General features: G+C 70.7%; 21 protein-coding genes. 12 read left to right on the top strand and 9 right to left on the bottom strand.

Annotation, left to right across the window (positions count from 1 at the left end; translation table 11 throughout):
- Positions 1–240 precede the first annotated feature (240 nt).
- Both Q0A33_RS02740 and Q0A33_RS02735 read left to right on the top strand, forming a co-directional pair.
- Positions 241–525 (top strand): type II toxin-antitoxin system Phd/YefM family antitoxin, encoded by a 285-nt coding sequence (locus Q0A33_RS02740; protein WP_291792737.1) that lies wholly within the window; start codon positions 241–243, stop codon positions 523–525.
- Positions 522–797, top strand: a complete 276-nt coding sequence (locus tag Q0A33_RS02735) for a type II toxin-antitoxin system RelE/ParE family toxin (protein WP_291792734.1) — start codon at positions 522–524, stop codon at positions 795–797. The genes Q0A33_RS02740 and Q0A33_RS02735 overlap by 4 nt, the downstream gene beginning before the upstream one ends.
- A 40-nt stretch (positions 798–837) precedes the next feature.
- Here Q0A33_RS02735 and Q0A33_RS02730 read toward each other — a convergent pair whose 3' ends face one another.
- Together Q0A33_RS02730 and Q0A33_RS02725 are read right to left on the bottom strand one after the other, a co-directional pair.
- Positions 838–1377, bottom strand: coding sequence for a YaeQ family protein (locus Q0A33_RS02730; RefSeq protein WP_291792729.1), 540 nt, complete (start codon positions 1375–1377; stop codon positions 838–840).
- An 11-nt stretch (positions 1378–1388) separates the two neighbouring features.
- Positions 1389–2594 carry a PLP-dependent aspartate aminotransferase family protein gene (locus Q0A33_RS02725; protein WP_291792727.1) on the bottom strand — a complete coding sequence of 402 codons (1206 nt, stop codon included), beginning with the start codon at positions 2592–2594 and terminating at the stop codon, positions 1389–1391.
- A gap of 110 nt (positions 2595–2704) precedes the next feature.
- Between Q0A33_RS02725 and Q0A33_RS02720 the strand changes: the two genes are divergently transcribed.
- Positions 2705–3187, top strand: a complete 483-nt coding sequence (locus Q0A33_RS02720; protein ID WP_291792724.1) for an Lrp/AsnC family transcriptional regulator — start codon at positions 2705–2707, stop codon at positions 3185–3187.
- Between the two features lie 163 nt (positions 3188–3350).
- Positions 3351–3473, top strand: a complete 123-nt coding sequence (locus tag Q0A33_RS02715; RefSeq protein WP_291792721.1) for a hypothetical protein — start codon at positions 3351–3353, stop codon at positions 3471–3473.
- Positions 3474–4126: 653 nt separating this feature from the next.
- Here the strand turns inward: Q0A33_RS02715 and Q0A33_RS02710 are convergent.
- On the bottom strand, positions 4127–5545 hold the full coding sequence (locus Q0A33_RS02710; RefSeq protein WP_291792718.1) for an FAD-binding oxidoreductase: 1419 nt from the start codon (positions 5543–5545) through the stop codon (positions 4127–4129).
- A gap of 400 nt (positions 5546–5945) precedes the next feature.
- Between Q0A33_RS02710 and panB the strand changes: the two genes are divergently transcribed.
- Positions 5946–6884, top strand: a complete 939-nt coding sequence (gene panB / locus Q0A33_RS02705; RefSeq protein WP_291792715.1) for a 3-methyl-2-oxobutanoate hydroxymethyltransferase — start codon at positions 5946–5948, stop codon at positions 6882–6884.
- Complete coding sequence (panC, locus tag Q0A33_RS02700) at positions 6881–7720, top strand: pantoate--beta-alanine ligase (RefSeq protein WP_291792712.1); 840 nt, start codon at positions 6881–6883, stop codon at positions 7718–7720. The genes panB and panC overlap by 4 nt, the downstream gene beginning before the upstream one ends.
- Positions 7721–7883: 163 nt before the next feature.
- Here panC and Q0A33_RS02695 read toward each other — a convergent pair whose 3' ends face one another.
- Complete coding sequence (locus Q0A33_RS02695; RefSeq protein WP_291792709.1) at positions 7884–9380, bottom strand: AMP-binding protein; 1497 nt, start codon at positions 9378–9380, stop codon at positions 7884–7886.
- A gap of 232 nt (positions 9381–9612) precedes the next feature.
- Between Q0A33_RS02695 and Q0A33_RS02690 the strand changes: the two genes are divergently transcribed.
- The gene (locus Q0A33_RS02690) at positions 9613–10377 is read left to right on the top strand and encodes a GH25 family lysozyme (protein WP_291792706.1); all 765 of its coding nucleotides are present in this window, start codon (positions 9613–9615) and stop codon (positions 10375–10377) included.
- Between the two features lie 49 nt (positions 10378–10426).
- Positions 10427–11014, top strand: coding sequence for an isochorismatase family protein (locus Q0A33_RS02685; protein ID WP_291792703.1), 588 nt, complete (start codon positions 10427–10429; stop codon positions 11012–11014).
- Between the two features lie 123 nt (positions 11015–11137).
- Here the strand turns inward: Q0A33_RS02685 and Q0A33_RS02680 are convergent, their stop codons facing one another.
- Positions 11138–12496: a CaiB/BaiF CoA-transferase family protein gene (locus Q0A33_RS02680; RefSeq protein ID WP_291792699.1), complete on the bottom strand. Its 1359-nt coding sequence runs from the start codon at positions 12494–12496 to the stop codon at positions 11138–11140.
- A 75-nt stretch (positions 12497–12571) separates the two neighbouring features.
- On the opposite strand from Q0A33_RS02680, the gene Q0A33_RS02675 reads away from it, so the two are divergent.
- Entirely contained in the window at positions 12572–13048 is a 477-nt protein-coding gene (locus tag Q0A33_RS02675; RefSeq protein ID WP_291792696.1) for a thioesterase family protein, read from the top strand.
- A 4-nt stretch (positions 13049–13052) separates the two neighbouring features.
- Here the strand turns inward: Q0A33_RS02675 and Q0A33_RS02670 are convergent, their stop codons facing one another.
- Positions 13053–14522, bottom strand: a complete 1470-nt coding sequence (locus tag Q0A33_RS02670; protein ID WP_291792693.1) for an amidase — start codon at positions 14520–14522, stop codon at positions 13053–13055.
- A gap of 94 nt (positions 14523–14616) precedes the next feature.
- Between Q0A33_RS02670 and Q0A33_RS02665 the strand changes: the two genes are divergently transcribed.
- The 3 genes from Q0A33_RS02665 to Q0A33_RS02655 all read left to right on the top strand — a co-directional run bounded on the left by Q0A33_RS02665 (position 14617) and on the right by Q0A33_RS02655 (position 18142).
- On the top strand, positions 14617–16314 hold the full coding sequence (locus tag Q0A33_RS02665) for an HAD domain-containing protein (protein ID WP_291792690.1): 1698 nt from the start codon (positions 14617–14619) through the stop codon (positions 16312–16314).
- Positions 16315–16452: 138 nt separating this feature from the next.
- On the top strand, positions 16453–17277 hold the full coding sequence (locus Q0A33_RS02660) for a DUF308 domain-containing protein (RefSeq protein WP_291792687.1): 825 nt from the start codon (positions 16453–16455) through the stop codon (positions 17275–17277).
- A 286-nt stretch (positions 17278–17563) separates the two neighbouring features.
- Positions 17564–18142: an HdeD family acid-resistance protein gene (locus tag Q0A33_RS02655; RefSeq protein WP_291792684.1), complete on the top strand. Its 579-nt coding sequence runs from the start codon at positions 17564–17566 to the stop codon at positions 18140–18142.
- Positions 18143–18226: 84 nt separating this feature from the next.
- Here the strand turns inward: Q0A33_RS02655 and Q0A33_RS02650 are convergent, their stop codons facing one another.
- The 3 genes from Q0A33_RS02650 to Q0A33_RS02640 all read right to left on the bottom strand — a co-directional run bounded on the left by Q0A33_RS02650 (position 18227) and on the right by Q0A33_RS02640 (position 21563).
- Positions 18227–19303, bottom strand: a complete 1077-nt coding sequence (locus Q0A33_RS02650) for a phosphotransferase family protein (protein WP_291792681.1) — start codon at positions 19301–19303, stop codon at positions 18227–18229.
- Positions 19300–20568, bottom strand: a complete 1269-nt coding sequence (locus tag Q0A33_RS02645; protein WP_291792678.1) for an acyl-CoA dehydrogenase family protein — start codon at positions 20566–20568, stop codon at positions 19300–19302. Before Q0A33_RS02645 ends, Q0A33_RS02650 begins: the two co-directional genes overlap by 4 nt.
- Positions 20569–20747: 179 nt before the next feature.
- Positions 20748–21563 (bottom strand): IclR family transcriptional regulator, encoded by an 816-nt coding sequence (locus Q0A33_RS02640; protein ID WP_291792675.1) that lies wholly within the window; start codon positions 21561–21563, stop codon positions 20748–20750.
- Between the last annotated feature and the right edge of the window lie 16 nt (positions 21564–21579).

The raw sequence follows: 21579 nt of genomic DNA, 5'->3' as shown, positions 1-21579 counted from the left end.
GCGGCCTCGGGCTCCGTGGCATATCCGCGCGCTACGACGCTCAGGGTGCCGTCCGCGCCGTCGACCACCTGCTCGCCGCGGCCGACGCCGATCACGTCGACCGGAGGCGTGTGGACTCCTGTGCCAGCGCGCAGCCGAACAGACCGGGCCCCAGAACGGCGACCGCTCCGTGCACCGCCAGACGGCACGCTCGCCCGCCGGCCTTCCTCTCACCCGATCAGGGACACTAGAATTGTGTACATGAGCACTTTGTCAGTAGCGCAGGCACGGGCGCGGTTCTCCCAGCTCGTGGATTCCTCGGCGAGGACCCACGAACGCTTCGAGGTGACGCGCAACGGCGTCCGCACTGCCGTTCTTCTGAGTGCGGACGACTACGACACTCTCGTGGAGACACTCGACGTCCTGGCCGACTCCGAGGAGATGGCGGCGATCAGCGCAGGACTCGCCGATCTGAGAGCGGGTGCCACGCATTCCGCCGAGGAGGTCCGCGCCGCGATGGAGGCTGCCGGCAGGCTGCCCGCGTGACCGAACGCTACACAGTCGTCTTCACCGGAGGCGCGAAGCGAGCCCTGGAGAAGGACCTCCCGGAACGCATCGCAGCGGCGGCTTTCGCATTCATCCTCGGCCCTCTGAGCGAGAACCCCCATCGCGTCGGCAAGCCGCTTCGCGAACCTCTTGCGCCCTTGTACTCCGCCCGTCGAGGCGAATATCGGATCCTCTATCGCATCATCGACAGCGAAGTGGTGATCGAAGTCGTCTCGGTGAGCCCCAGAGGCCGGGCATACAGGAAGCGCTGAGGCAGGCCGCACGTCTGGGCGAGCGGCGAACCCGCTGCTCTCAGGCGAGTCGGTGCTCGTGCACCTGTGAGCTGAGCGTCGTGCCGCCCAGTTCGAGGTAGAGCTCGCCCTCCGTGAGCGACAGGGAGAGCGCATTGCGCCTCGCGAGCAGGGCGACCGCCGCCTCGATGAACCCGGCGTCGAAGCTGCGCAGCACCAGCGCGTCGGCACGGTGGATCGTCTTTCCCCTCCACGCCGCCATGACGAACTCCGGATCACGGTGCGTGTACACCGCTGCACGGCCGGCCAGCTTGCTGCCGGCGTGCAGCCGCGCGGCATCGGGCGCACCCACCTCGATCCACGCCGTGATGCTGCCCGTGAGGTCCCTGACCAGGACCGCCGGCTCGTCCGTCGTCGAGACGCCGGTGCCGAACTCGATCCCCTCCTCGTACTCCAGGCAGTAGGCGAGGACGCGCGTCATCATGTACGCGTCCGTCTCCGAAGGGTGCCGCGCGACTCTGAGGGTGAAGTCCTCATAGACGCCGCGGTCGATGTCGGCCAGCTGGACCGTGAATACGTGGATCGTCGAGCCGATGGCCATAGTGCGTCATCCTAGTCCGCCGGCACCTCCAGCGCCGCGTCCAGGTCCGCGATGAGGTCCTCGGCCGCCTCCAGCCCGATAGACATGCGCACCACGTCGGAGCCCGGGCGGGCCTCGGGCGCCACCGGACGGTGGGTGAGGGCGGCCGGGTGCTGGATGAGCGAATCCACCCCGCCCAGGGAGACCGCATGGGTGAACAGGCGCAGCCGCCCGGTGAGCGCCTCGGCGGCCGCGAAGCCGCCCCGCAGGCGGATCGAAACCATCGCACCCGGGCCCCTCATCTGCCTGCCCAGCACACCGGCCGGGTCCGGCGCGAGACCGGGATAGAACACCTCGGCGACGGCGGGATGCTCGGTGAGCCGCGTCGCGATCTCACAGGCCGTGTCCTGCTGGGCGCGCATCCGCACCGGCAGGGTGGCGAGCCCGCGATGGAAGAGGTAGGCGGCGAGCGGGTGGAGGATCCCGCCGGTGACCGCCCGCACGGAGCGCAGCCGCACGGCCCGCTCCTCCGCGCACGCGAGGATCCCGCCCAGCGCGTCCCCGTGCCCGCCCAGGTACTTGGTGGCGCTGTGGAGCGCGAAGGCGGCTCCGTGATTCAGCGGATTCTGCAGCACCGGCGTGGCGAAGGTGTTGTCCACGAGCACCGGCACCTCGCCAGCCTGCTCCACGGCGGAGGCGATGTCCGTGAGCTCCAAGGTGGGATTGGCGGGAGTCTCCAGCACCACGAGTCCGGTGTCCTCTCGGATCGCCGAGGCGATCTCATCCGGCCCGCAGAAGGTCGCCTCGGTGCCCAGCAGCCCGGAGGCGAGGACATGGTCCGAGCCGCCGTACAGCGGCCGGACGGCCACGACGTGCGGCCGGCCCGCCGAGGTGCAGAAGGCCAGCAGCGCGGCTGCGAACGCGGCCATGCCCGAGGAGAAGGCGACGGCCGCCTCCGCGTGCTCGAGCTCCGCCAGCCCCGCCTCGAAGCGTGCGACCGTGGGGTTCCACAGGCGGGCGTAGACGGCGCTGCCTCCGGCGGGCAGGACGCTCCCGCCGGCGAGCGCCTCATAGGAGTCCCCGCCCGCCTCGATGTCCGGCAGGGGGTTGGTGGTCGAGAGGTCGAGGGGCAGCGCGTGCACGCCCAAAGCGGCGAGATCGTCGCGTCCGGCGTGCACCGCGGACGTGTCCACGGCGGTGCGGGAGGCCTGCGGGGTGCTCTTCGTCGAGTGATCCATACTCGTATGGTTGACGAAGGCACAGAATCATTCCATAGGCATTGTCGAAAGCTGCAGCAACAGGAGCTGGAAACGCACCTTCAGCAAAAATGGACGTTCAAGGAGGACGGATGTCAGCCGCCGAGCAGAACCTCTCCCTCGACAAGGCGGACCACGCGCTCATCCGCGAGCTCTCCGGACAGCCGGAGCTGACGAACAAGGCGTTGGCCGCCCGCCTGGGCATCGCGGAGTCCACGTGCGCCTACCGGCTGCGCCGCCTCCGGCGCGCCGGGGTGGTGGGGCGGGCGCGCCTCGACCTCGACCACACACAGCTGGGATACGCCCTGCAGGCCGTCATCGTCGTGACGATGACCAGCCACTCGCGGGCCGATGTGAACCGCTTCATGGAAGCGCTGGAGCACACCCCGCACGTGCTGCGGATCCTCAACCTCACGGGCCGCTCCGACTTCTTCGTCACGGTCGCGGTGCGGGACAGCAGGCAGCTGCAGGATCTCGTGCTCGACCGCATCACCCGGCACCCGGCGGTCCGCAGCACCGAGACCCACATCGTGTTCGAGGAGCGGAGGGGCACCTGGGTGCCGGGGGGCGAGTGAGGTCCGACCTGCCTCGACAATTCCGTCCGCGCCCGGGGACGCCAGCGCACCTCTCAGTATTTCGGCGTGCGCACCTTCTCCTGTCCTCTATGATCGACCGCAACCCCTTGCAGCGTCACGGAACGGGCATGAAGCCTCTCCGCGCGGAACGGCAGGCTTCGCTGTGAACAACACGCATACGCACGGCTCCTCCGGCTCGGCCAAGGTTCTAGGCTCGCTCGACATCCTGTTCATGAGTTTCGGCGCGATAATCGGCTTCGGCTGGATCCGGCTCACCATCAGGTGAGTCCAGGACGCCGGCACCGTAGGCGCCATACTCGCTTTCGCCGCAGGCGGGATCATCATGATCCTCGTGGGTTTGGTGTACTCCGAGCCGGTCTCAGCGATGCCTTTCTCCAGCGGTGAGCACAACTGCCTCCTGCGCAGCATGGGCCCTGAACAGCGGTTTGCGGCTCCTGGGCGATCACGCGGGCTGTATCTCCGTCATCATGTGCCTCATTCAACGCCCCCGGCATCCGGATGGTCTCGCTCGTGCAGACCTTCGTCGTGAGCTTCCTGCCCCTCGTTGGCGTGTTCCTCGTCCTCGGCCTGGTGGTGGGCGGCGAACCGCAGCATAGGGAACCGCTGGTCATCGCGGACACTCTCAGCCTCATGCTCGGCCACGAGATCTGGGAAGAATCGTCATCGCCGGTGGGCTGGTCGGTATCATCACCTCATGGAGCGCCTTCCTCATCGGCGCCTGGTTCATGCTCCGGCTACCGCGCTGCATCCGCCCCGGCACCGGTACAGCGGAGGCGCCCATCGCCGCGGTGCGCAAGCACCGGGGCGAGTAGACGCCGAGGCCGGGAGGACCCAGTGCCACGGCAGGTGCACGCCGGGGCTTTCACCGCTGCGGGAGGCCGGCGCTGCCATCGCTGCACCGGCCTCCCGCATGGCGAACTATTTCCCCGGCATCCCTATGCCCAGGACGCCGGGGTTCATGATCCCAGCGGGGTCGAGCCTCCCTTTGACCGCTTGCAGACCGGCCGCGTAGAGGTCCGGCCGCTGCTGCGCGTACCACGGTGCGTGGTCTCGCCCCACGGCATGGTGATGCGTGATCGTGCCTCCGGCGCTGATGATGGCCTCGGAGACGGCAGCTTTGATCTCGTCCCACTGTGCCAGCAGACCGTCCCACCGGCCAGGCGCGCGCACACCGTAGTAGGGCGCGGGGCCGTCGGGATACACATGCGTGAACCGACAGGACACGGTGCCCCCGCCGCAGATATCGTTCAGCGCACCCTGCACTGCGGTGGTCACTGCTGCGTGGAACTCCTCGAAAGCATCCCATGTACAGGCGGTCTCGAAGGTCTCGGCTATGATGGACCGCTGCGCGAGAGCATCACGCCAATAGGGCATGCGCAGGAATGCTGACCGCCAGGCTCCCGCCGCGCCACCGGAGGATGCTCCCGCCGCATCGCGGCGTGTCCGATCCTGCACCCGGCCCCCGTGATCACTCACGATCTCCGTCGCGCGCTCGATCCATGCGTCAACCGGATGATCTGCGGATTCGAAGGCAAGAACCAGAATGCCGCCGCCTGACTCCATACCAGCGCTGCCTCGAGCTTCATTGGGGTCGAGCAGACGACAGTTCGTCGGATACAGACCCGCCTGAGCGATCGCCCGAGTGGCTGCGACTGCCTCAGTGTAGGAGTCGAACAGCACGGACGCCGTGGTCTGGTATACAGGCCGGTCCTGCAACCGCATCCACGCCTCGGTGATGATCCCCAGGGAACCTTCTGAGCCGAGGAAGAGGCGATCCGGTGACGGACCTGCACCAGAACCGGGCAGCCGCCGGGATTCGCTGACCCCCTGCGGGGTGACAACCCGCATCGACTCGGTGAGATCGTCGATGTGGGTGTACAGCGTGGCAAAGTGACCGCCGGCCCTGGTCGCCAGCCAGCCCCCCAGGGTGGAATAGGCGAACGACTGCGGATAATGACGCAGCGTCAGCCCGTGAGGCCGCAGCTGGTCCTCCAGGGCGGGGCCATAGACCCCCGCCTGGATTCTGGCCGCACGGCTGGTGCGGTCGATCTCGAGTACCTGGTCGAACAGCTCCATATCGATCGAGATCGCAGGGCCGCTGAAACGTGCTTCGGTACCACCAACGACAGAGCTCCCGCCGCCATAGGGGATCGCGGCTACCTGCTCCTGGGAGCACCAGTCGAGGATGTCGGCAAGATCTGTTTCAGACGTAGGGCGCACTACCCAGTCCGGTGCTGCGGACAGGTCTCCTCTAAGATTTCGCACCACGTCACGGAACGCCTTTCCGTGGGTGTGCCCGGCTCGGTCGACCGGATCAGCGCCGAACAGCGCGCTCAACGCCGCAGGCGGCTGCACACGCGGCGCGGGGAGGTTCAGGTGACGGGGATCAGGTGGTGCGTGGACTCTCGCATCATGCCCCGGGTCGCTGGCTGCGAGGCTTCGCTCAAGCTCTTCCGTCTCCTGTGACGAAAGCGCCTCGCTCACCTTCCCCCACCCCCACCAGGATCGCTCACCAGCAGGTTCGCGTCGTAGTCGAGTCATGACGGAATACTACCGGCGGGCCACCCAGCTGGGAAGAACCCGAAATGCAGGGCCCGCGGGTCCTGCAGTGGCGCGGCCCTTTTCCGCCCTCACCACTTTCCGTCTCCACCACCGAGACCAGGGTGAATGTGCCCTCCGCCACAGGGACAATGGGAACCGGTCCAGCCCCAGAGTCCTGTCGACGAAGAGGAAGTCCATGTCCGCTGCCCCGCACCCGCACACCGCTGAAGAGACCCCGCCCTACGGCTCCGGCCCGCCTGCTGCCGAAGGAGCCGCCGCAGGCACGAGCGCAGGACCGGACGCGCCGTCTCAGCCCGCCCCTACGGACCGGCGGCCCCCGCGGCGGGTGCGGACGCTCGACCTGCTCCAGGCGAAGGCCGAGGGACGCAGATGGGCGATGCTCACGAGCTACGACCAGTACACCGCCGCTCTCTTCGAGCAGTCCGGCGTCGAGGCCCTGCTCGTGGGGGATTCCGCGGCCAACAACGTCTACGGCCATGCCACGACGCTGCCCGTGACCGTCGACGAACTCATCCCGCTGGCCCGCGCCGTCGCGCGGGCGACCGCACGGGCGCTCGTCGTCGCGGACCTCCCCTTCGGCAGCTACGAGATCTCCGACGAGCAGGCCGTCGCCTCGGGCGTGCGGTTCATGAAGGAGGCCGAGGTGCACGCCGTCAAACTCGAGGGCGGCACCACGATGGCCTCCCGCATCCGCGCTCTCACCACTGCGGGCATCCCCGTCATGGCGCACATCGGCTTCACCCCGCAGGCCGAGCACAGCCTCGGCGGCTACCGGGTCCAGGGCCGGGGCGAGGCGGCCGAGGCCCTGCTCGCGGATGCGCGCGCCGTCGCCGAGGCCGGCGCATTCGCCGTGGTCATGGAGATGGTCCCGGCGGAACTGGCCGCCCGGGTGACCGCGGAGCTGCCGATCCCGACGGTGGGGATCGGCGCCGGGGCGGACTGCGATGCGCAGGTCCTCGTGTGGCAGGACATGGCGGGGCTGCGGCCGGGCAGGGCACCGCGCTTCGTCAAGCAGTACGCGGACCTGCACGGAGTGCTCTCCGCGGCGGTGCGCGAGTACGTCGACGAGGTGCGCGAGGGCACCTTCCCCGAAGCCGAGCGGAGCTTCGAGTGAGGAGGACAGGCGGCATCGAGGCGCTGCGCGAGTGGCGTGCCGCCCAGACGGGCGCCGTCGCCCTCGTGCCCACGATGGGCGCGCTGCACTCCGGCCACCGGGCCCTCATGGACCGTGCACGGGAATCGGCGGACGCGGTGGTGACGAGCATCTTCGTGAATCCGCTCCAGTTCGGGCCCGGCGAGGACTTCGACCGCTACCCCCGCCCCTTCGAGGACGACCTGCGGCTGTGCGAGAGCGCCGGGGTCGACTTCGTCTTCGCACCCGCACAGGAGGAGATGTACCCCTCCGCGCCCCAGGTGACGGTCTCGTCCGGGCGGATGGGGCAGGTCTTCGAGGGGGCGGCCCGGCCGGGGCACTTCGACGGAGTGCTCACGGTCGTGGCGAAGCTCTTCCACCTCGTCCGGCCGGACTCCGCGGTCTTCGGCCTCAAGGACATCCAGCAGTTCTCACTGGTCAAGCGCATGATCGCGGATCTCGACATGGGCATCGAGCTGATCGGCCTGCCCGTCGTCAGAGATGCCGACGGCCTCGCCATGTCCAGCCGGAACCAGTACCTGAGTGCGGCGGACAGGACGGCCGCCCTCGTCATCCCCCGTGCGCTCGCGGCCGGAGCGGCCCGCGCGGAGGCCGGCCCGGCGGCCGTGGAAGCCGCCGCCCGCGAGGTCGTCGCGGCGGCTGCGGAGACGGGCTCCTTCGAGCTCGACTACCTCAGCCTCGTCGAGGCCGCGACCTTCCGCCCCTGCCCGGCAGACTTCCGGGGCCCGGCACTGCTGCTCCTCTCTGCGACGGTCGGAGGCACCCGGCTCATCGACAACCGCCCTGTGGAGTTCTGAGGGACGGGAGAGCCCCGGGAGCGGAGCCCTGAGCGCGCAGCTCCGCGGGGCCACCTCGGCTCCGGCAACCGGCACCCTGCCTCCGGTTTCCCACTCTGCAGAGTGGGAAACCGGAGGCAGGGTGCGCACCTCACCGCTCAGGCAGCACCACGCACCCGCGCACTCATGCGAACCGTGCGGCGAGCTCCCGGCGGCGCACCTTGCCCGCCGGATCGCGCAGCGGCTCCGTGTCCGCCAGCACCCGCGTGGGCCGCTTGATCCGGGACAGCAGACCGTCCAGATGCGCCTCGAGATCGGCCGGAACCGCGCCCGAGGCCGTCTGCACGATGAGCGCCGGCCGCTGACCCAGCTCGTCGTCGGCCAGGCCCACGCAGCCGGAGGAGAGGACCGCGGGATGGGATTCGGCGGCGGCCTCGATCTCCGCGGGGTAGACGTTCACCCCACCCACCAGGATCATGTCCGAGCGGCGGTCGGAGAGGTAGACGAAGCCGTCCTCGTCCTTCCATCCCATGTCGCCCACCGTCTCCCAGCCGGTTCCGTCGTCCTCGGCCTCGGCTCCCAGGTAACGGTAGGGCTTGGGCTCCTCCGCGCCGCGGCGGACCCAGACCTCACCCACGGTTCCGGGAGCGGCCTCGGCCCCCGTGCTGTCGCGGATGACCATCTCGCCGGAGATCACCCGGCCCACGGAGCCCGGCCGCTCCAGCCAGTCCGCACCGCTGATGGCAGTGGCGGCCTGCCCCTCCGTGGTGCCGAAGACCTCGTAGACGACGTCGGCGCCCAGCCAGCCGATCCATGCGCGCTTGAGCCAGGCGGGGCAGGGTGCGGCGAGGTGGAGCGCGGTGCGCAGGCTGGAGAGGTCGTACCCGGCCTTCACCTCGTCCTCGAGCTTCCAGATCCTCAGCATCATCGTGGGCACCATGTAGATCCAGGTGGCCCGGTGACGGTCGATGAGGCGCAGCGCCTCCTGAGCGTCGAAGCGGTCCATGAGCACTGCCGTGCTGCCGTGGACCAGCGCGGCCAGCGCATTGCTGAACGAGGCGTTGTGGTAGAGCGCCGCCGTGACGAGGCAGACGCCGTCCGCCGGCACGCGCATCGCCGCACCCAGCAGGTGATAGCCCTCCGGCGCCCCGGGGGACGTGGAGACGATGATCTTGGGCGTGCCGGTGGAGCCGCCGGACGTGGGCGCCTTGAGCGAGGGGCCCACCACGGCCGGGACCGGGTCCGCGGACAGCTCCCGGGCCTCGGAGAGATCCCGCAGCCGAGGTGCGCCCACCTCACGCGCGGTCGTGTCCACCGCCAGCGCCGGCGAGGCCAGTGCGACGAGCCCGTCGAGCTCCGCCTGCGTGAGGCGGTCCGAGACGGGCATGGGGATCGCGCCGAGCTTGAGCGCGGCCACGCTCGCCTCCAGCATGAGGGCGCAGTCCGGGGTGGAGATGAGGACGAAGTCCCCCTCCGCCACGCCGCGGGCCTCGAACAGACGGACGGACTGGTTGGTGCGCGCATCGAGCTGTGCGAACGTCATCTCCGCCTCCGCCGTGATCACCGCGGCCCGGTCGCCGCAACGCTGCGCGAGGTGCGCGAACTGCTCCGTGAAGGAGGGCGCGAGGAAGGGAACGCCCTGCTCCGGGGCCGTCTCTGCCGTACCGGCCTTCTCTGTCATGATCCGCCTTCCCGACACCGCCGTGGGGTCGTAGCTGAGCCTGCTGATCCCGCCCTGCGGGGTCCTCTGCCGTCAGCATGCCAGATCATCGGGGAACGGCCTGCGCCGTCTCGGTGCGCGCGCCGTCTTCCTGACTGCCGGTCACAGCTCCGCCTGGAATGATCCCACGAGACCGGAACAGCGCGATGTGCGAACGTCGCGGTGCGGAGCCGCAGACCTGGGGAGGACCACGATGCGCAGCAGAGCGATGCGGGTGACAGTGACGGCAGCCTCGGCTCTGGTGGTCCTGTGCGTCCTGGGCACACTCGTCTTCACCGGGGTCGTCTGGCCCAACCGCTGGTTCGTCCCCCGCGACTCCGCGGTGGGCGTGGACGTCTCCGCGCACCAGGGGACCATCGACTGGGAGGAGCTCACCGGCTCCACCGTGCAGGGCCGCGGCGACGCGATCTCCTTCGCCGTGCTCAAGGCCACGGAGGGCTCCTCGCACGTGGATGAGCAGTTCGCGGCCAACTGGGCAGGCGCACAGGAGCAGGGCCTTCCCGTGGGCGCGTATCACTTCATGAGCTTCGAGAGCCCCGGGGAGTCCCAGGCCCAGAACGTCATCGACACGGTGCCCGCGGATCCCGGCACGCTGGTCCCCACCGTGGACCTTGAGTTCTACGGCGACTACTTCGACGACCCGCCCTCCGCAGAACTGGTCCACGGCATCCTCGACCCCCTGCTCGAAGGGCTCGAGGAGCACTACGGCGCCCCACCCATGCTCTACCTCACCCGTGAGGCCTATGACCTCTACGTCGCGGACCTCTACCCGGACAATCCCATCTGGTTCCGCTCCGTCACCCTCCCGCCGCGCGTCTCCAACGGCAGGGAGTGGACGATCTGGCAGTACTCGCACCGCGACCGGCTGGACGGCTACGACGGCCGGGAGAGGTACATCGACCTCAATGTGCTCCGCGGCGGGACCGAGGTGCTCGAGGAGCTCACGCTCCCGGAGTGAGAGCGCTGCGGGCATTCCTGAGGCGATCCCGCAGAACTAGACTCGGCACATGACTGCAGCACTCCTCATCGTCGATGTGCAGAACGACTTCACCGAGGGCGGCGCTCTGGGCGTGGACGGCGGCAGCGCTGCCGCCGCTGCGATCACCCGCCACCTGGCCGCGCATGCGCAGGACTACGCGCTCGTCCTCGCCTCCCGGGACTGGCACGACCCGGACAGCGACAACGGCGGCCACTTCGCCTCCGGCGAACCCGACTACGTGACGACCTGGCCCGTGCACTGCGTGGCCGGCACGCCCGGCGCGGAGTACGATCCCGCGCTCAGCACCTCCGCGGTCACGCACCACATCCGCAAGGGTCAGGGCACTCACGGCTACTCCGCGTTCGAGGGCGTCGCCGAGGACGGCCGCACGCTCGCGCAGATCCTCGACGCCCACGGCATCGATCGGCTGGACATCGTGGGCATCGCCACGGACCACTGCGTGCGTGCCTCCGCCCTCGACGCGCTCGAGCACCGGGACCGCCTCGCCCCTCTCACGGAGGTCCGCGTGCTCACCGACCTCGTCGCAGGCGTGGCTCCCGGTCCGTCACAGGCGGCGCTGGAGGAGATCGCGGCCGCGGGCGGAACGCTGGCCTGAGCTTCCGGCGCCGAGGTGCCGGCGCCCGGGTCCGCCGGCACCGCGCCACCCGCAGACGCGCTGTGCCGCCCACTCATAGGTGGGCGGCACAGCGCGTATCCGGGCCCTGCCGGAAGCCGCCGCTCACCCCAGAGCGCCGGTCTCCTTCAGGGCGGCGATCTCGTCGGCGCCGAATCCCGCCGAGGCCAGCACCTCGTCCGTGTGCTCGCCCACCCGGGGAGCACGCCGGGGGCGGACGTAGGGCTCTCCGCCGCCCAGCACCTCGGGAGCGGTGCCCGTGCCCGAGGCCACCTCCGGCCCGCTCTCACCGCGCGCAGGCTCGCCTGGCGTCTGTGCACCCGGCGTCCGCCCCACCGGGCCCGGAGCGGAACCGCCCGCCCAGGCCGCGCCGCCCAGGTCCGCGAAGCGCGGAGCCGGGGCCGGGTGCCGCACACCGTCCTCGTCGCGGTAGAACAGGCCGCGGGCCCGATTGTGCGGGTCCGCCTCCGCCTCCGCCCAGGAGCGGATCTCCACGGTGCAGGCGTCGGAGCCCGCGAACAGCTCCGCGAGCTCCGCCCGCGTCCGGGAGCCCAGCGCCTCCATGAAGACCGCGCGCTGCGCGGCCCAGTGCTTGGGGTGCCGGTGCTCGTTGCGGGCCATCGCCGGCAGCCGGTCCGCGATGCCCAGCTTCTCCACGAACTCCGCGAAGAACTGCGGCTCGATGCAGCCCACACTCACATATCCGCCGTCCGCAGTGGTGTAGACGTCGTAGAACGGTGCGCCGGAATCCAGCATGTTCTGCCCGCGGCCCTCCTTCCAGACGCCCTGTGCCTCGAAGCCGAACTGCATGGCCCACAGGAGGTTCGCGCCGTCGGCCATCGCCGCATCCACGACGGAGCCGCTGCCGCTCATCCGCGCGCGCAGCAGCGCGGAGACGATGCCGAGCGCCAGCTGCATCCCGCCTCCGCCGAAGTCGCCGGCGAGATTGGCCGGGAACTGCGGCGCCTCGCCCGCCCTGCCCAGCTGGGCGAGCAGGCCGGAGCCGGCGATGTAGTTCATGTCGTGACCGGCCTTGGAGGCATCCGGCCCCGTCTGTCCCCAGCCCGTGATGCGGCCGTAGACCAGCTCCGGCCGCTCCGCGAGCAGATCGGCCGGTCCCAGCCCCATGCGCTCGGCCACGCCCGGCCGGAAGCCCTCGATGACGGCGTCCAGCGAGGGCAGAAGCCGCAGGACGACCTCTCTGCCCGCCTCGCTCTTGAGGTCGAGGACGAGTGAGCGCTTGCCGCGGTCCAGGACGGGGCTCACGGTGCCGATCGCGGCCGCCGTCTGGCCCGCCGCCTGTGCCCGTGCGGCCGCCTCGGCCTCCTGCGGACGGTGCACCCGGATGACCTCTGCGCCCAGGTCCGCGAGGACCATCGCGGCGAACGGGCCGGGGCCGATGCCGCCCAGGTCGAGTATGCGGATCCCGTCCAGAGGGCGGGGTGGGACGGCGGCTGCGGACACCTCAGGCTCCTTCGTCTGATGGAGGGTTCAGCGCGGCGCTCACACGCTTGCCGAACGATTGCTAAGTTTGAGCCTATGTCCGCAGACCCCGCACCGTCCACCAACGCCGGAGGCCCCATGAGCATCTTCCCCGCATTCGTCGCCCGCCCGCAGATCCGCTGGTCCGACCAGGACATCCTGGGGCATGTGAACAACGCCATGATCGTCACGCTCGTGGAGCAGGCCCGCATCGACTGGCTCAACACCATGCGGGACCGGGACGCGATCAACCGCCCCAAGCTCGTGGCGCGCGTGGAGCTCAACTACCGGGCGCCGGTGCACCACGGCCCGGAGCTGCGGATCGAGCTGGGGATCGGCCGCGTGGGGACGTCCTCGTTCTCCATCACCAACCGCGGCATCCAGAACGGCACGCTCGTGTTCGAGGGTCTCAATGTGCTCGTCGTGCTCGACCGCGAGACGGGGAAGCCGGCACCCATCTCCGAGGCCGACCGCGCGTTCCTCCGCCAGTTCGGCACCTTCGATCCGGAGAACCCCGCCGCCGGCATCGAGTGATGCCTCACCCCACCTGGGGCATGGCGGGGAACGGGAGCAGCTCCTCGATCGCCGCACCCACCCGGAAGACGCTCGCGTCCTCGTACGGGTGACCGACGATCTGCACGCCCACCGGCACCCCCGTGCGCCCCAGCCCGGAGGGCACGGCGAGCACGGGCAGCCGGTTGGCGATGTTGAACGGCAGCGTCATGTGCGCCCGCCAGTAGAAGTCCTCATGCCCGCTGGGCCGGGCGATCCCGTCGAGGTACATGTTGCCGGCCTCCAGCGCAGCCACGGCGGAGGTGGGTGTGAGCATGACGTCGAGGCCGGACATGGCGTGGGCGATGGCGCGCTGCACCGCGTTCTCGTACATGAGGCCGTCCACGGCCGTGTAGCGCCGCGCCCACTCCGTGGCCCGCTCCACGAACACCCGCGAATACGGTTCGAGGCTGTCGAGGTCTCCGCCGGCCAGCCGGCGCATGTTGCCGGTGAGCAGGTGGCCGAAGTGCACCATCGCGGCGTTGTCGATGTCGTCGAGGCTGAGCCCCGGATCCACCTCGACGATCTCCGCCCCCGCGGAGGCGAGCGCGGACACCACGGCCTCGAACCCCTCGAGCACGTCCTGGTCCACCTCGTAGCAGCCGAGGTCGCGGCTGATGCCCACCGTCAGACCGTGGACCGCCGCCGCGCCCGGCAGGGACGTGGGCACGGGCGACTCACCGGTGGTGAGCGGCACGGTGGAGTGGTCCGCCGGGTGGATGCCTGCGATGAGCGTGGTCGCGAACGCGGAGTCCGCCACCGTCCGGGCGAGCATGTGGTCGCCGCGGAAGGTGTCGAGGTTGAGCGGCGGCACCGCCGGCGTGCGCCCGTAGGGGGTCTTGAAGCCCACGAGGCCGCAGAAGGCGGCGGGGATGCGCGTGGACCCGGCGATGTCCGAGGCCGTCGCCAGCGGTGCGTAGCCGGCGGCGAGCGCAGCTGCGGATCCGCCCGAGGAGCCTCCCGGCGTGTGCGCGCGGCTGTAGGGGTTCCGGGTGATGCCCCATTCCGCGGTCTGGGTGAAGGTGGCGCAGGAGAGCTCCGGTGTGGTGGTCCGGCCGAACAGCGCCGCACCGGCGGCGCGCAGCCGCGCCACGATGGGATGGTCGGCCCCCGCGGAGCTGCCCGCCAGTGCGGCCGAACCTCGGGTGGCGGAGCGTCCCCTCACATCGTGCTGCTCCTTGACGAGCATGGGCAGGCCGAGCGCGGGCGGCAGCTCGGCCAGGGCCTCGGGGTCCCCGTCCGCCCGGTCATAGGCGCGCTCGGCCTCGCGGGCCACCGCGCGGGCCTCCTCCGCGAAGAGATCGACCACGGCGTTGATCGGCCCCTCTCCCACCGCGACGGCGTCCACCGTCTCGACCCGGGCGAGGAGGGCGTCGAGGTGCTCCACCGGCGAGAGCTCGCAGGAGCGGTAGGCGGAGAGGGCGTCCAGGGCGGAGAGGTGAGTCAGGTCACTCATGCCGCCAGTGTGTCATGTTCGCCCGCGCTTGTTGAGCCCGCCGTCCCACCGAGCCCGCCGCCCCACCGCCGGTGAGGTCGCTACCCTGGTAGACGTGGACGAAGCAGAGGACGGAGCGCTCGACCGCCACGCGACGGTCTTCCTCGACGTGGACGGCGTTCTCAACTCGTACCCCGTCCGCGGTCTGCGGTACTACCGGGAGGGCCGCCGCACGGCGCACGCCTGGCGCTTCGCCCTACACTACCGGCCCGCCATCGTCCGTGCGCTGGAGCGTGTGATGCGCACGCGCGAGGCCACCCTCGTCTGGCTCTCCACCTGGTCGCACCGGTGCACGGAGGAGCTCGAACCGGCCCTGGGCTTCCGCGACACCCATCCCGTCGTCCCCATGCCGGACGACTCCTACAACCGCTACGCGGGAGATCCGCACGCGTGGTGGAAGGCCCGTCACGTCGCCGCTTGGCTGGACGAGGACCCGCGCAGGCGCGCCGTCTGGGTGGACGACGACCTCGCCTCTCCCCGCACGCACGCCTACTTCGCGCAGCGCTATCCGGACCGGCTCCTCATGATCGTCCCGGAGTTCGCCCGCGGCCTCACGGAGAGCCACCTGCGCACCCTCCGCCGCTTCCTCTCACCCCGCCGGCGCAGCAGGAGCCGCACACTCGAAGGCAGGAGGAGACTGCTCACCCGCATGAAGACAGAGAAGAGCACGACAGTGAAGACCTCGGCGCAGGAGAGTTCGGTGCAGGAGAGCGCAGCACGGGCGGACGCGGCCCGCCCGCCGCGGGTGGGCCTGCTCGACTCCGGCCTCGGCCTCGTGGGGTTCGCCGACGCGATCCTCACACAGGCTCCGGACGCCGAGCTGATCCTCGCGATGGATCCCGACAACATGCCCTACGGGAGCCTCACCCCGGAGCGTCTGCGCGAGGTCGCGGAGAACTCCGCGCACCGGCTCGCGGCGTGGGAGCCGGATGCGATCGTAGTGGCCTGCAATACCGCCAGCGTCCACGCCCTCGAACACCTCCGCAGTGTCTTCGAGCCCCGCATCCCCGTCATCGGAACGGTGCCGGCGGTGAAGACGGCCGCGGCACGGCGCGCGCCCTTCGCAGTCTGGGCCACGACCGCGACGACGGGCAGCGAGTACCAGCGCAGGCTCATCGACGCCTTCGCCGGCGGGCTGCCCGTGACCCGGGTGGCCGCGGCAGGCCTGGCGGAGGCCATCGAGTCCGGTGAGGAAGAACGGATCCGGGAGGCCGTCGCCGAGGCTGCGGCGCAGACCCCGGAGGACGTCACCTCGGTGGTGCTGGGATGCACGCACTACGGCCTCGTGGGCGAGCGCATCGCACAGGCCCTGTGCGAGTCCGTGGGACACGAGGTGGAACTGCTCGACTCACCGCAGGCAGTCGCCGCGCAGACGCTGCGCAGAGTGGCCGCCCACCGCCGGCAGCGTGCGGAGGAGAGGGACGCCGCCACAGTGGATGCGGCACACGCGGATGCCGCGACGAACACGGCCGAGGCGGCGGCCGGGATGGCCAGGGCGACCACGGCGGCCGCAGCGGCCGGGAGCACCTCGGAGACCGGCTCCGGCGGGAGGAGCGGCGCGACCCGCTCGAGCGGAACGGCCGGCGGCCGCGTCCTCGCCACGTATCTGTCCGGACGGCGCGCTCCGCTCCCCCGGGTGCTCGGCATGTACGCGGCCGGCAGGAGGCTTCTCGCGCACGAGGTGCAGGACGCCTCGGCAGGGGCCGGCGCCTCAACAGGGGCGGACGCCTCCGCGCATGCGACCGACGAGTGATTCCGCGTTCGCCCGGCGGGAACGAGCCCGGCTCCACGCGCGGACCGCCGTGCCGGTTCGTCACCGCTCACCGGGAGGACGAAGCGAGGCCTGCGTCTCCGGCAAGCGCCTGCGAGGCAGGTGCGAGACAATGGGGGCATGAACTCCACGCCCGCGCACCGCTCCCCCGGCCCTGACGACAACGGCGAGCACCGCATCGGCGGCGAGGACGCCCGCGTCGTGCCCAACCCCTTCGAGGTGCTGCGTTCGCGCGTGCGGACGGGACTCATGATCCAAGGCGGCCTCGCCGTCCTCGCGGGACTGCTGTTCCTCTTCTGGCCCATCGACAGCGCGGTGGTCCTCGTCCGCGTGTTCGCCGCGTGGCTGCTGCTCAGCGCTGCGGCCTCTGCGGTGCTCGCCCTCGTCCGGAGGCGCAGGGGCGTGGCCGGCGCGCTCCTCCCGGCGCTCCTGGGCCTTGCGCTGTTCCTGGTGCCCGAGGCCGCGGGCGCGGTCGTGGTCTTCGTCGTCGCCTTCGTCTCCCTGCTGGTGGGGAGCACGGCGATCGCCGCGTCCTTCGGCCTCCGGCGCGCAGGCGTGTCCGCATGGTGGGCAGGCGTGCTGGCCGGAGCCGCCGCTGTGGTCTACGGCTTCCTGCTGCTGCTCAATCCGACCGCCGGGCTCACGGGGCTGCTGTGGGTGCTGGGCATCGTGCTCGTGGTGATCGGCGGGGCCATGCTGGTGCTGGGGTGGAAGATCGGCCGCATGGAGGTGCGGTCAGCAGGGTTCGGCGGCTACCCCGGCTTCGGCGCGGGCGGCTTCCCCGGCCCGAGCGCAGCTGGCGGTCCCGGCGGCGGGTGGCCGGGCGGACCACGTGCGCCAGGGACTCCGGGCGGACCGAGCGCAGCCGGCGAACCGGGAAGCAGTGGAGGCACGCACGGACGCCGCGGGGATGACGACGACGTCATCCCCGGCGAGGAGGTCTGAGCGCCTCCCCACACACCGCCCGGCGGCTTTGCCACCCACGTACATGTGGGTGGGAAGGACATTTACTGGGCACCGCTGCACAGCGGGTTCGCGAAAGCGCTCGGGCGCCGAATGCATGTGGGCGGCCAAGCGGACATTCGGGCCCCGCACGTGGTCACCGGGGCCCGCACGTGGAGGGCTCTGCACGGCCGAGCAACGTGTTCCACCAGACACGCATCACCCCCTGTCGCACGCCCCGGATCGGAGTAGCGTGGAGGCCACAGGAACTTCCCACGGAGAGGGCACCATGATGTCGGCACCATCGGATCAGCAGGCACAGACCCCGGGCTTCGACTGGGACAGGCTGCGCAGCGGCGCCCGTACGGCCCTCATCGTCCAGGGGGTGCTCAGCCTCCTCATGGGCCTGGCCTTCCTGTTCATGCCGTTCGCCTCCGTCTGGGCGTTCGGCATCGTCTTCGGAGCATGGACGCTCGTCACCGGCGCCGCCACGATCGTCAGCTGGTTCACCCGCGACAAGGAGCACCGCAGCGGCTGGGCGCTGTTCTCCGGGATCGTCTCCGTGCTCGCCGGCATCGCCGTCATGGTGATGCCGCAGGCCGCCGCCATCGCCGTCGTGTACATCATGGCGTTCTGGGCGATCCTGCTGGGCATCCTCTACGCCGTGAACTCCTTCGAGCTCCGGAAACTGGGCGCCCGCTTCTGGTGGGGCGTCCTCCTCTCCGGCATCCTCGCCGTCGTGCTGGGCTTCATCATGCTGTTCAACACGGGTGCGGCCGTCCTCGGACTCATCTGGCTGATCGGCATCTACGCGATCGTCGACGGCATCGCGGAGATCGTGATCGGCGTGCGCATGCGGCGCCGCTGAGGCGCCCCCGCACACCGGAAAACGGCTTTGCCGCCCACGTACAGGTGGGCGGCAAAGCCGTCTTCCGGGTTCTGCGCCGCAGGCTCAGCTGCCCACACCTTCGCCGTCCATGACGCGCAGCGCCTGGTCGAAGAGGGACACCGTGCGTGCATGCAGCCGCTCGCCCACGGACTCCGGCACGAGACCGGCGCTCGCACGCGCCTGCGAACCCTCGAGGATCGCGCCGAACCGGAAGCACGCGAGCACGTGGAAGTAGTCCACCGCCTCCACATCGTGACGGCTGACCTCCGCATACGCCTCGACCATCTCCGCGTTCGTGGGTGCGCCGGACGGTGTGAGGCCGTCCCGCGAGGCGAGCAGGTGCCCAAGATCCAGCAGCGGATCGCCCAGGGTGCTCAGCTCCCAGTCCACGAGCGCCGCGACCTCCGGCACCTCGTGCGAGAAGAGCACATTGCCGGCATGGCAGTCACCGTGGACGATGCCCGCGCGCTCGGCGGACGGCAGGCGCTCTGCGAGCCATCGCGGGATCTCCTCCACGCCGGGATGGTCCAGACCGGGCCAGGTCTCGAAGGAGCGGTAGCTCTCCAGCTGTCCCGTCCACCGCCCGGGCTGGCGGGCGAGCCAGCCCTCAGGCTTCCCGAAGCCCTCGAGGCCCACCGCGAACGGATCGACGTCGCCCAGCCGGGCCACCGCCCGCGCATGGGAGAGTCCCATGGCGTGCTGCCATGCCTCGTCCGCGGCGACGGCCTCGGGCACCTCGGAGACGCCATTGAACCCGTCGACGGCCTCCATGACGAAGAACGCATTGCCCAGCACGTCCAGGTCCTCACACGCCGCGACGAAGCCGGGGTGCGGCACCCCGGAGCCGGTGAGCGCGGCGAGCACCCTCGCCTCCCGCAGCATCACCGCGTCCGAGTTCTTCCGCTTGTTCACGGGCGGGCCTCGGTAGATGAGGCGCCGCGCGGACTCCCCGGACGCGGGCTCCCAGGTGAAGCCGAGCAGCACGTTCTGCGTCCCGCCCGTGAGGAACCGCTCCTCACGGATGGCGCCCGGCCCCAGACGACCGCTCAGCCACTCCTGGAGAGCAGCGGTGTCCAGCCCCGCGGCACGGGCATGTGCGGCAGCGGCCCAGGCATCGGTGTGCGCTCCTTCGACGCTCATCCCTCCGAGGCCTCCAGCAGTGCGGCGAACTTCCGTGCGGCGGCCTCACGGCGCGTGGGAATGTGCTCCGTGGGCACCTCGACCGGCGTGAAGTCCCGCAGTGTGCGGCGCGCGACCGTGACCTTGTGGACCTCGTCCGGCCCGTCGTAGATGCGTGCGGCGCGGGCGTCCCGGTACATCTCCTCCAGCGGCAGGTCTCCGGTGATGCCCAGGGAGCCGTGCACCTGGATGGCCCGATCGATGACGTTGTAGAGCACCTGCGCGCCCCAGAACTTGATGAGTGCGATGTCCGTCAGCGCCGCCTTCGTCCCGCCCTGGTCCATCTTCCACGCCGCCTGCAGAGTGAGGAGGCGTGCGGCCTCCATCTCCGCCTTGGAGGTGGCGATGAAGTCCTGCATCATCTGCTTGTCCGCGAGCACGCCGTCCTTCACGTGACGGGAGACGACGCGCTCGCACATGATGTCGAACGCACGCTGCGCCTGCCCCAGCCAGCGCATGGCGTGATGGATGCGGCCGGGCCCGAGGCGCTTCTGGGCGAGCACGAACCCGTCGCCCTCCCGGCCGATGAGGTGGCTGGCCGGCACCCGCACGTCCTCGTACAGGATCTCCGCGTGGCCCTTGTCCCCGGCCGAGTGTGCACCTCCCATCACGGGGATGTCGCGCAGGACGTTGACGCCCGGGGTGTCCCTGTCCACGAGGATCATGGAGGCCCGCTTGTGCGGCTCCGGGTCCGTCACGACCATGACGATGAAGAAGTCCGCGTGGGAGCCGTTCGAGGAGAACCACTTGTGGCCGTTGATGACGTATTCGTCGCCGTCGCGCACGGCGCGGGTGGTGAGCCGGGTGGGGTCCGCACCGGCACCGGGCTCCGTCATCGAGAAGCAGCTGCGGAGCTCGCCTGCCAGCAGCGGCTTCATCCAGCGCTCCTTCTGGAACTCGTCTCCGCCGATCGCCAGCAGCTCCGCGTTCCCGGAGTCCGGTGCGTTGTTGCCGAAGATGGGCGGGGCGAGGCGGGAGCGGCCCAGGATCTCGTGCATGAGACCCAGCTTGAGCTGGCCGAACCCTCCGCCGCCGAGCTCGGGCGGGAGGTGTGCGGCCCACAGACCCTGCTCCTTCACCTGCGCCTTGAGCCCTGCGGTCACCGTGGCGAACGCCTCCGGGTCCAGGTCCGCCACCTCGAGCGGGAGGATCTCCTCGCGCACGAAGTCGCGCATCCACTGCAGCTTCGCTTCGAATTCCGGTTCCGTGCTGAAGTCCCAGGCCATCGTTCTCCCCTTCGAGAATCAGGTGTGAGCGCACACGCGTCCGGCGCCTGCCGCCGTGCGCGCGTCTGAGCAATCGTTCGTTCGACGCTAGCACGGAGGGACCGGAGCAGGAAGCAGGACCGGCACGAGAAGCGGAGCCGCTGCAGGAGGCAGGACCGGCGCAGGAGGCAGGACCGCTGCTACGCCAGCTGCGCGCTGAGCGACTCCGCCGCCCGGCGGACGGCTGCGGCGATCTGCGCGGTCCCAGTGGGAGCGGTCGCCTCTGCAGCCCCCGCACCACCCGCGTTGGAAGCCCTCGCCCCGGAACCGTCCGCGGGAGCCTCCTCCTCCGCCATCGCCACGCTCACGCCCAGCGCGGCGATGGGCCGCTCCATCACGTCGAAGACCGGCGCGGCGACCGTCCGCACGCCCGGTGTGACCTCCCCGGTCTCCTCCGCCCAGCCGCGGCGGCGTGTGAGGGAGAGCTCAGCGCTCAGCTGCGAGTACGTGCGCGGCCCGCGCCCGGTCCGGTTCACGAAGGTGGTCTCCGCCTGCAGGATCGCCAGCAGATCGCGTTTGGGCAGGTGCGCCATGATGGCCCGCCCCGTCGCGGTGAGGTACCCCGGCATGGTGATGCCCGAGGCGGTGATGACGGCGACGGACTCCACCGCCTGCTCCTTGAGCAGGTACACCGTCTCCCAGCCGCGCAGCACTGCGAGCTGGGCGGTCGCACCGGTCTGCTCCGCGAGCGCGCGCACGAGCGGTGCCGCGAGCCGCTGCAGGGGGTTGGTCCGCAGGTAGGACGCGCTGAGCTCCTGCACACCCGCGCCCAGCACGTAGCCGGAATCGGCGTGGTAGACCATGCCCAGCTCCTCGAGCACGCCCAGCAGGTCGTAGACGGTGGAGCGCGGCAGGCCCAGGGTGCGGACGAGTGCGCCTGCGCTCACAGGACGGTTCGACCCGGACAGGTGGCGGAGGATCGCCACGCCGCGCCGCAGTGCGGGCACCTCAGCCATCCGCGCTGCCCCTTCC

It is taken from the genome of Brevibacterium sp. (genome assembly GCF_022712115.1).
Taxonomy (GTDB): domain Bacteria; phylum Actinomycetota; class Actinomycetes; order Actinomycetales; family Brevibacteriaceae; genus Brevibacterium; species Brevibacterium salitolerans.
This window is presented reverse-complemented; position numbering and strand designations above follow the sequence as displayed.

Excerpts from the sequence above, each read along its gene's own strand:
- Q0A33_RS02740 (WP_291792737.1), top strand. The coding sequence starts at position 241 with ATGAGCACTTTGTCAGTAGCGCAGGCACGGGCGCGGTTCTCCCAGCTC.
- Q0A33_RS02730 (WP_291792729.1), bottom strand. The coding sequence starts at position 1,377 with ATGGCCATCGGCTCGACGATCCACGTATTCACGGTCCAGCTGGCCGAC.
- Q0A33_RS02725 (WP_291792727.1), bottom strand. The coding sequence starts at position 2,594 with ATGGATCACTCGACGAAGAGCACCCCGCAGGCCTCCCGCACCGCCGTG.
- Q0A33_RS02720 (WP_291792724.1), top strand. The coding sequence starts at position 2,705 with ATGTCAGCCGCCGAGCAGAACCTCTCCCTCGACAAGGCGGACCACGCG.
- panB (WP_291792715.1), top strand. The coding sequence starts at position 5,946 with ATGTCCGCTGCCCCGCACCCGCACACCGCTGAAGAGACCCCGCCCTAC.
- Q0A33_RS02695 (WP_291792709.1), bottom strand. The coding sequence starts at position 9,380 with ATGACAGAGAAGGCCGGTACGGCAGAGACGGCCCCGGAGCAGGGCGTT.
- Q0A33_RS02690 (WP_291792706.1), top strand. The coding sequence starts at position 9,613 with ATGCGCAGCAGAGCGATGCGGGTGACAGTGACGGCAGCCTCGGCTCTG.
- Q0A33_RS02685 (WP_291792703.1), top strand. The coding sequence starts at position 10,427 with ATGACTGCAGCACTCCTCATCGTCGATGTGCAGAACGACTTCACCGAG.
- Q0A33_RS02675 (WP_291792696.1), top strand. The coding sequence starts at position 12,572 with ATGTCCGCAGACCCCGCACCGTCCACCAACGCCGGAGGCCCCATGAGC.
- Q0A33_RS02670 (WP_291792693.1), bottom strand. The coding sequence starts at position 14,522 with ATGAGTGACCTGACTCACCTCTCCGCCCTGGACGCCCTCTCCGCCTAC.
- Q0A33_RS02660 (WP_291792687.1), top strand. The coding sequence starts at position 16,453 with ATGAACTCCACGCCCGCGCACCGCTCCCCCGGCCCTGACGACAACGGC.
- Q0A33_RS02655 (WP_291792684.1), top strand. The coding sequence starts at position 17,564 with ATGATGTCGGCACCATCGGATCAGCAGGCACAGACCCCGGGCTTCGAC.
- Q0A33_RS02650 (WP_291792681.1), bottom strand. The coding sequence starts at position 19,303 with ATGAGCGTCGAAGGAGCGCACACCGATGCCTGGGCCGCTGCCGCACAT.
- Q0A33_RS02645 (WP_291792678.1), bottom strand. The coding sequence starts at position 20,568 with ATGGCCTGGGACTTCAGCACGGAACCGGAATTCGAAGCGAAGCTGCAG.
- Q0A33_RS02640 (WP_291792675.1), bottom strand. The coding sequence starts at position 21,563 with ATGGCTGAGGTGCCCGCACTGCGGCGCGGCGTGGCGATCCTCCGCCAC.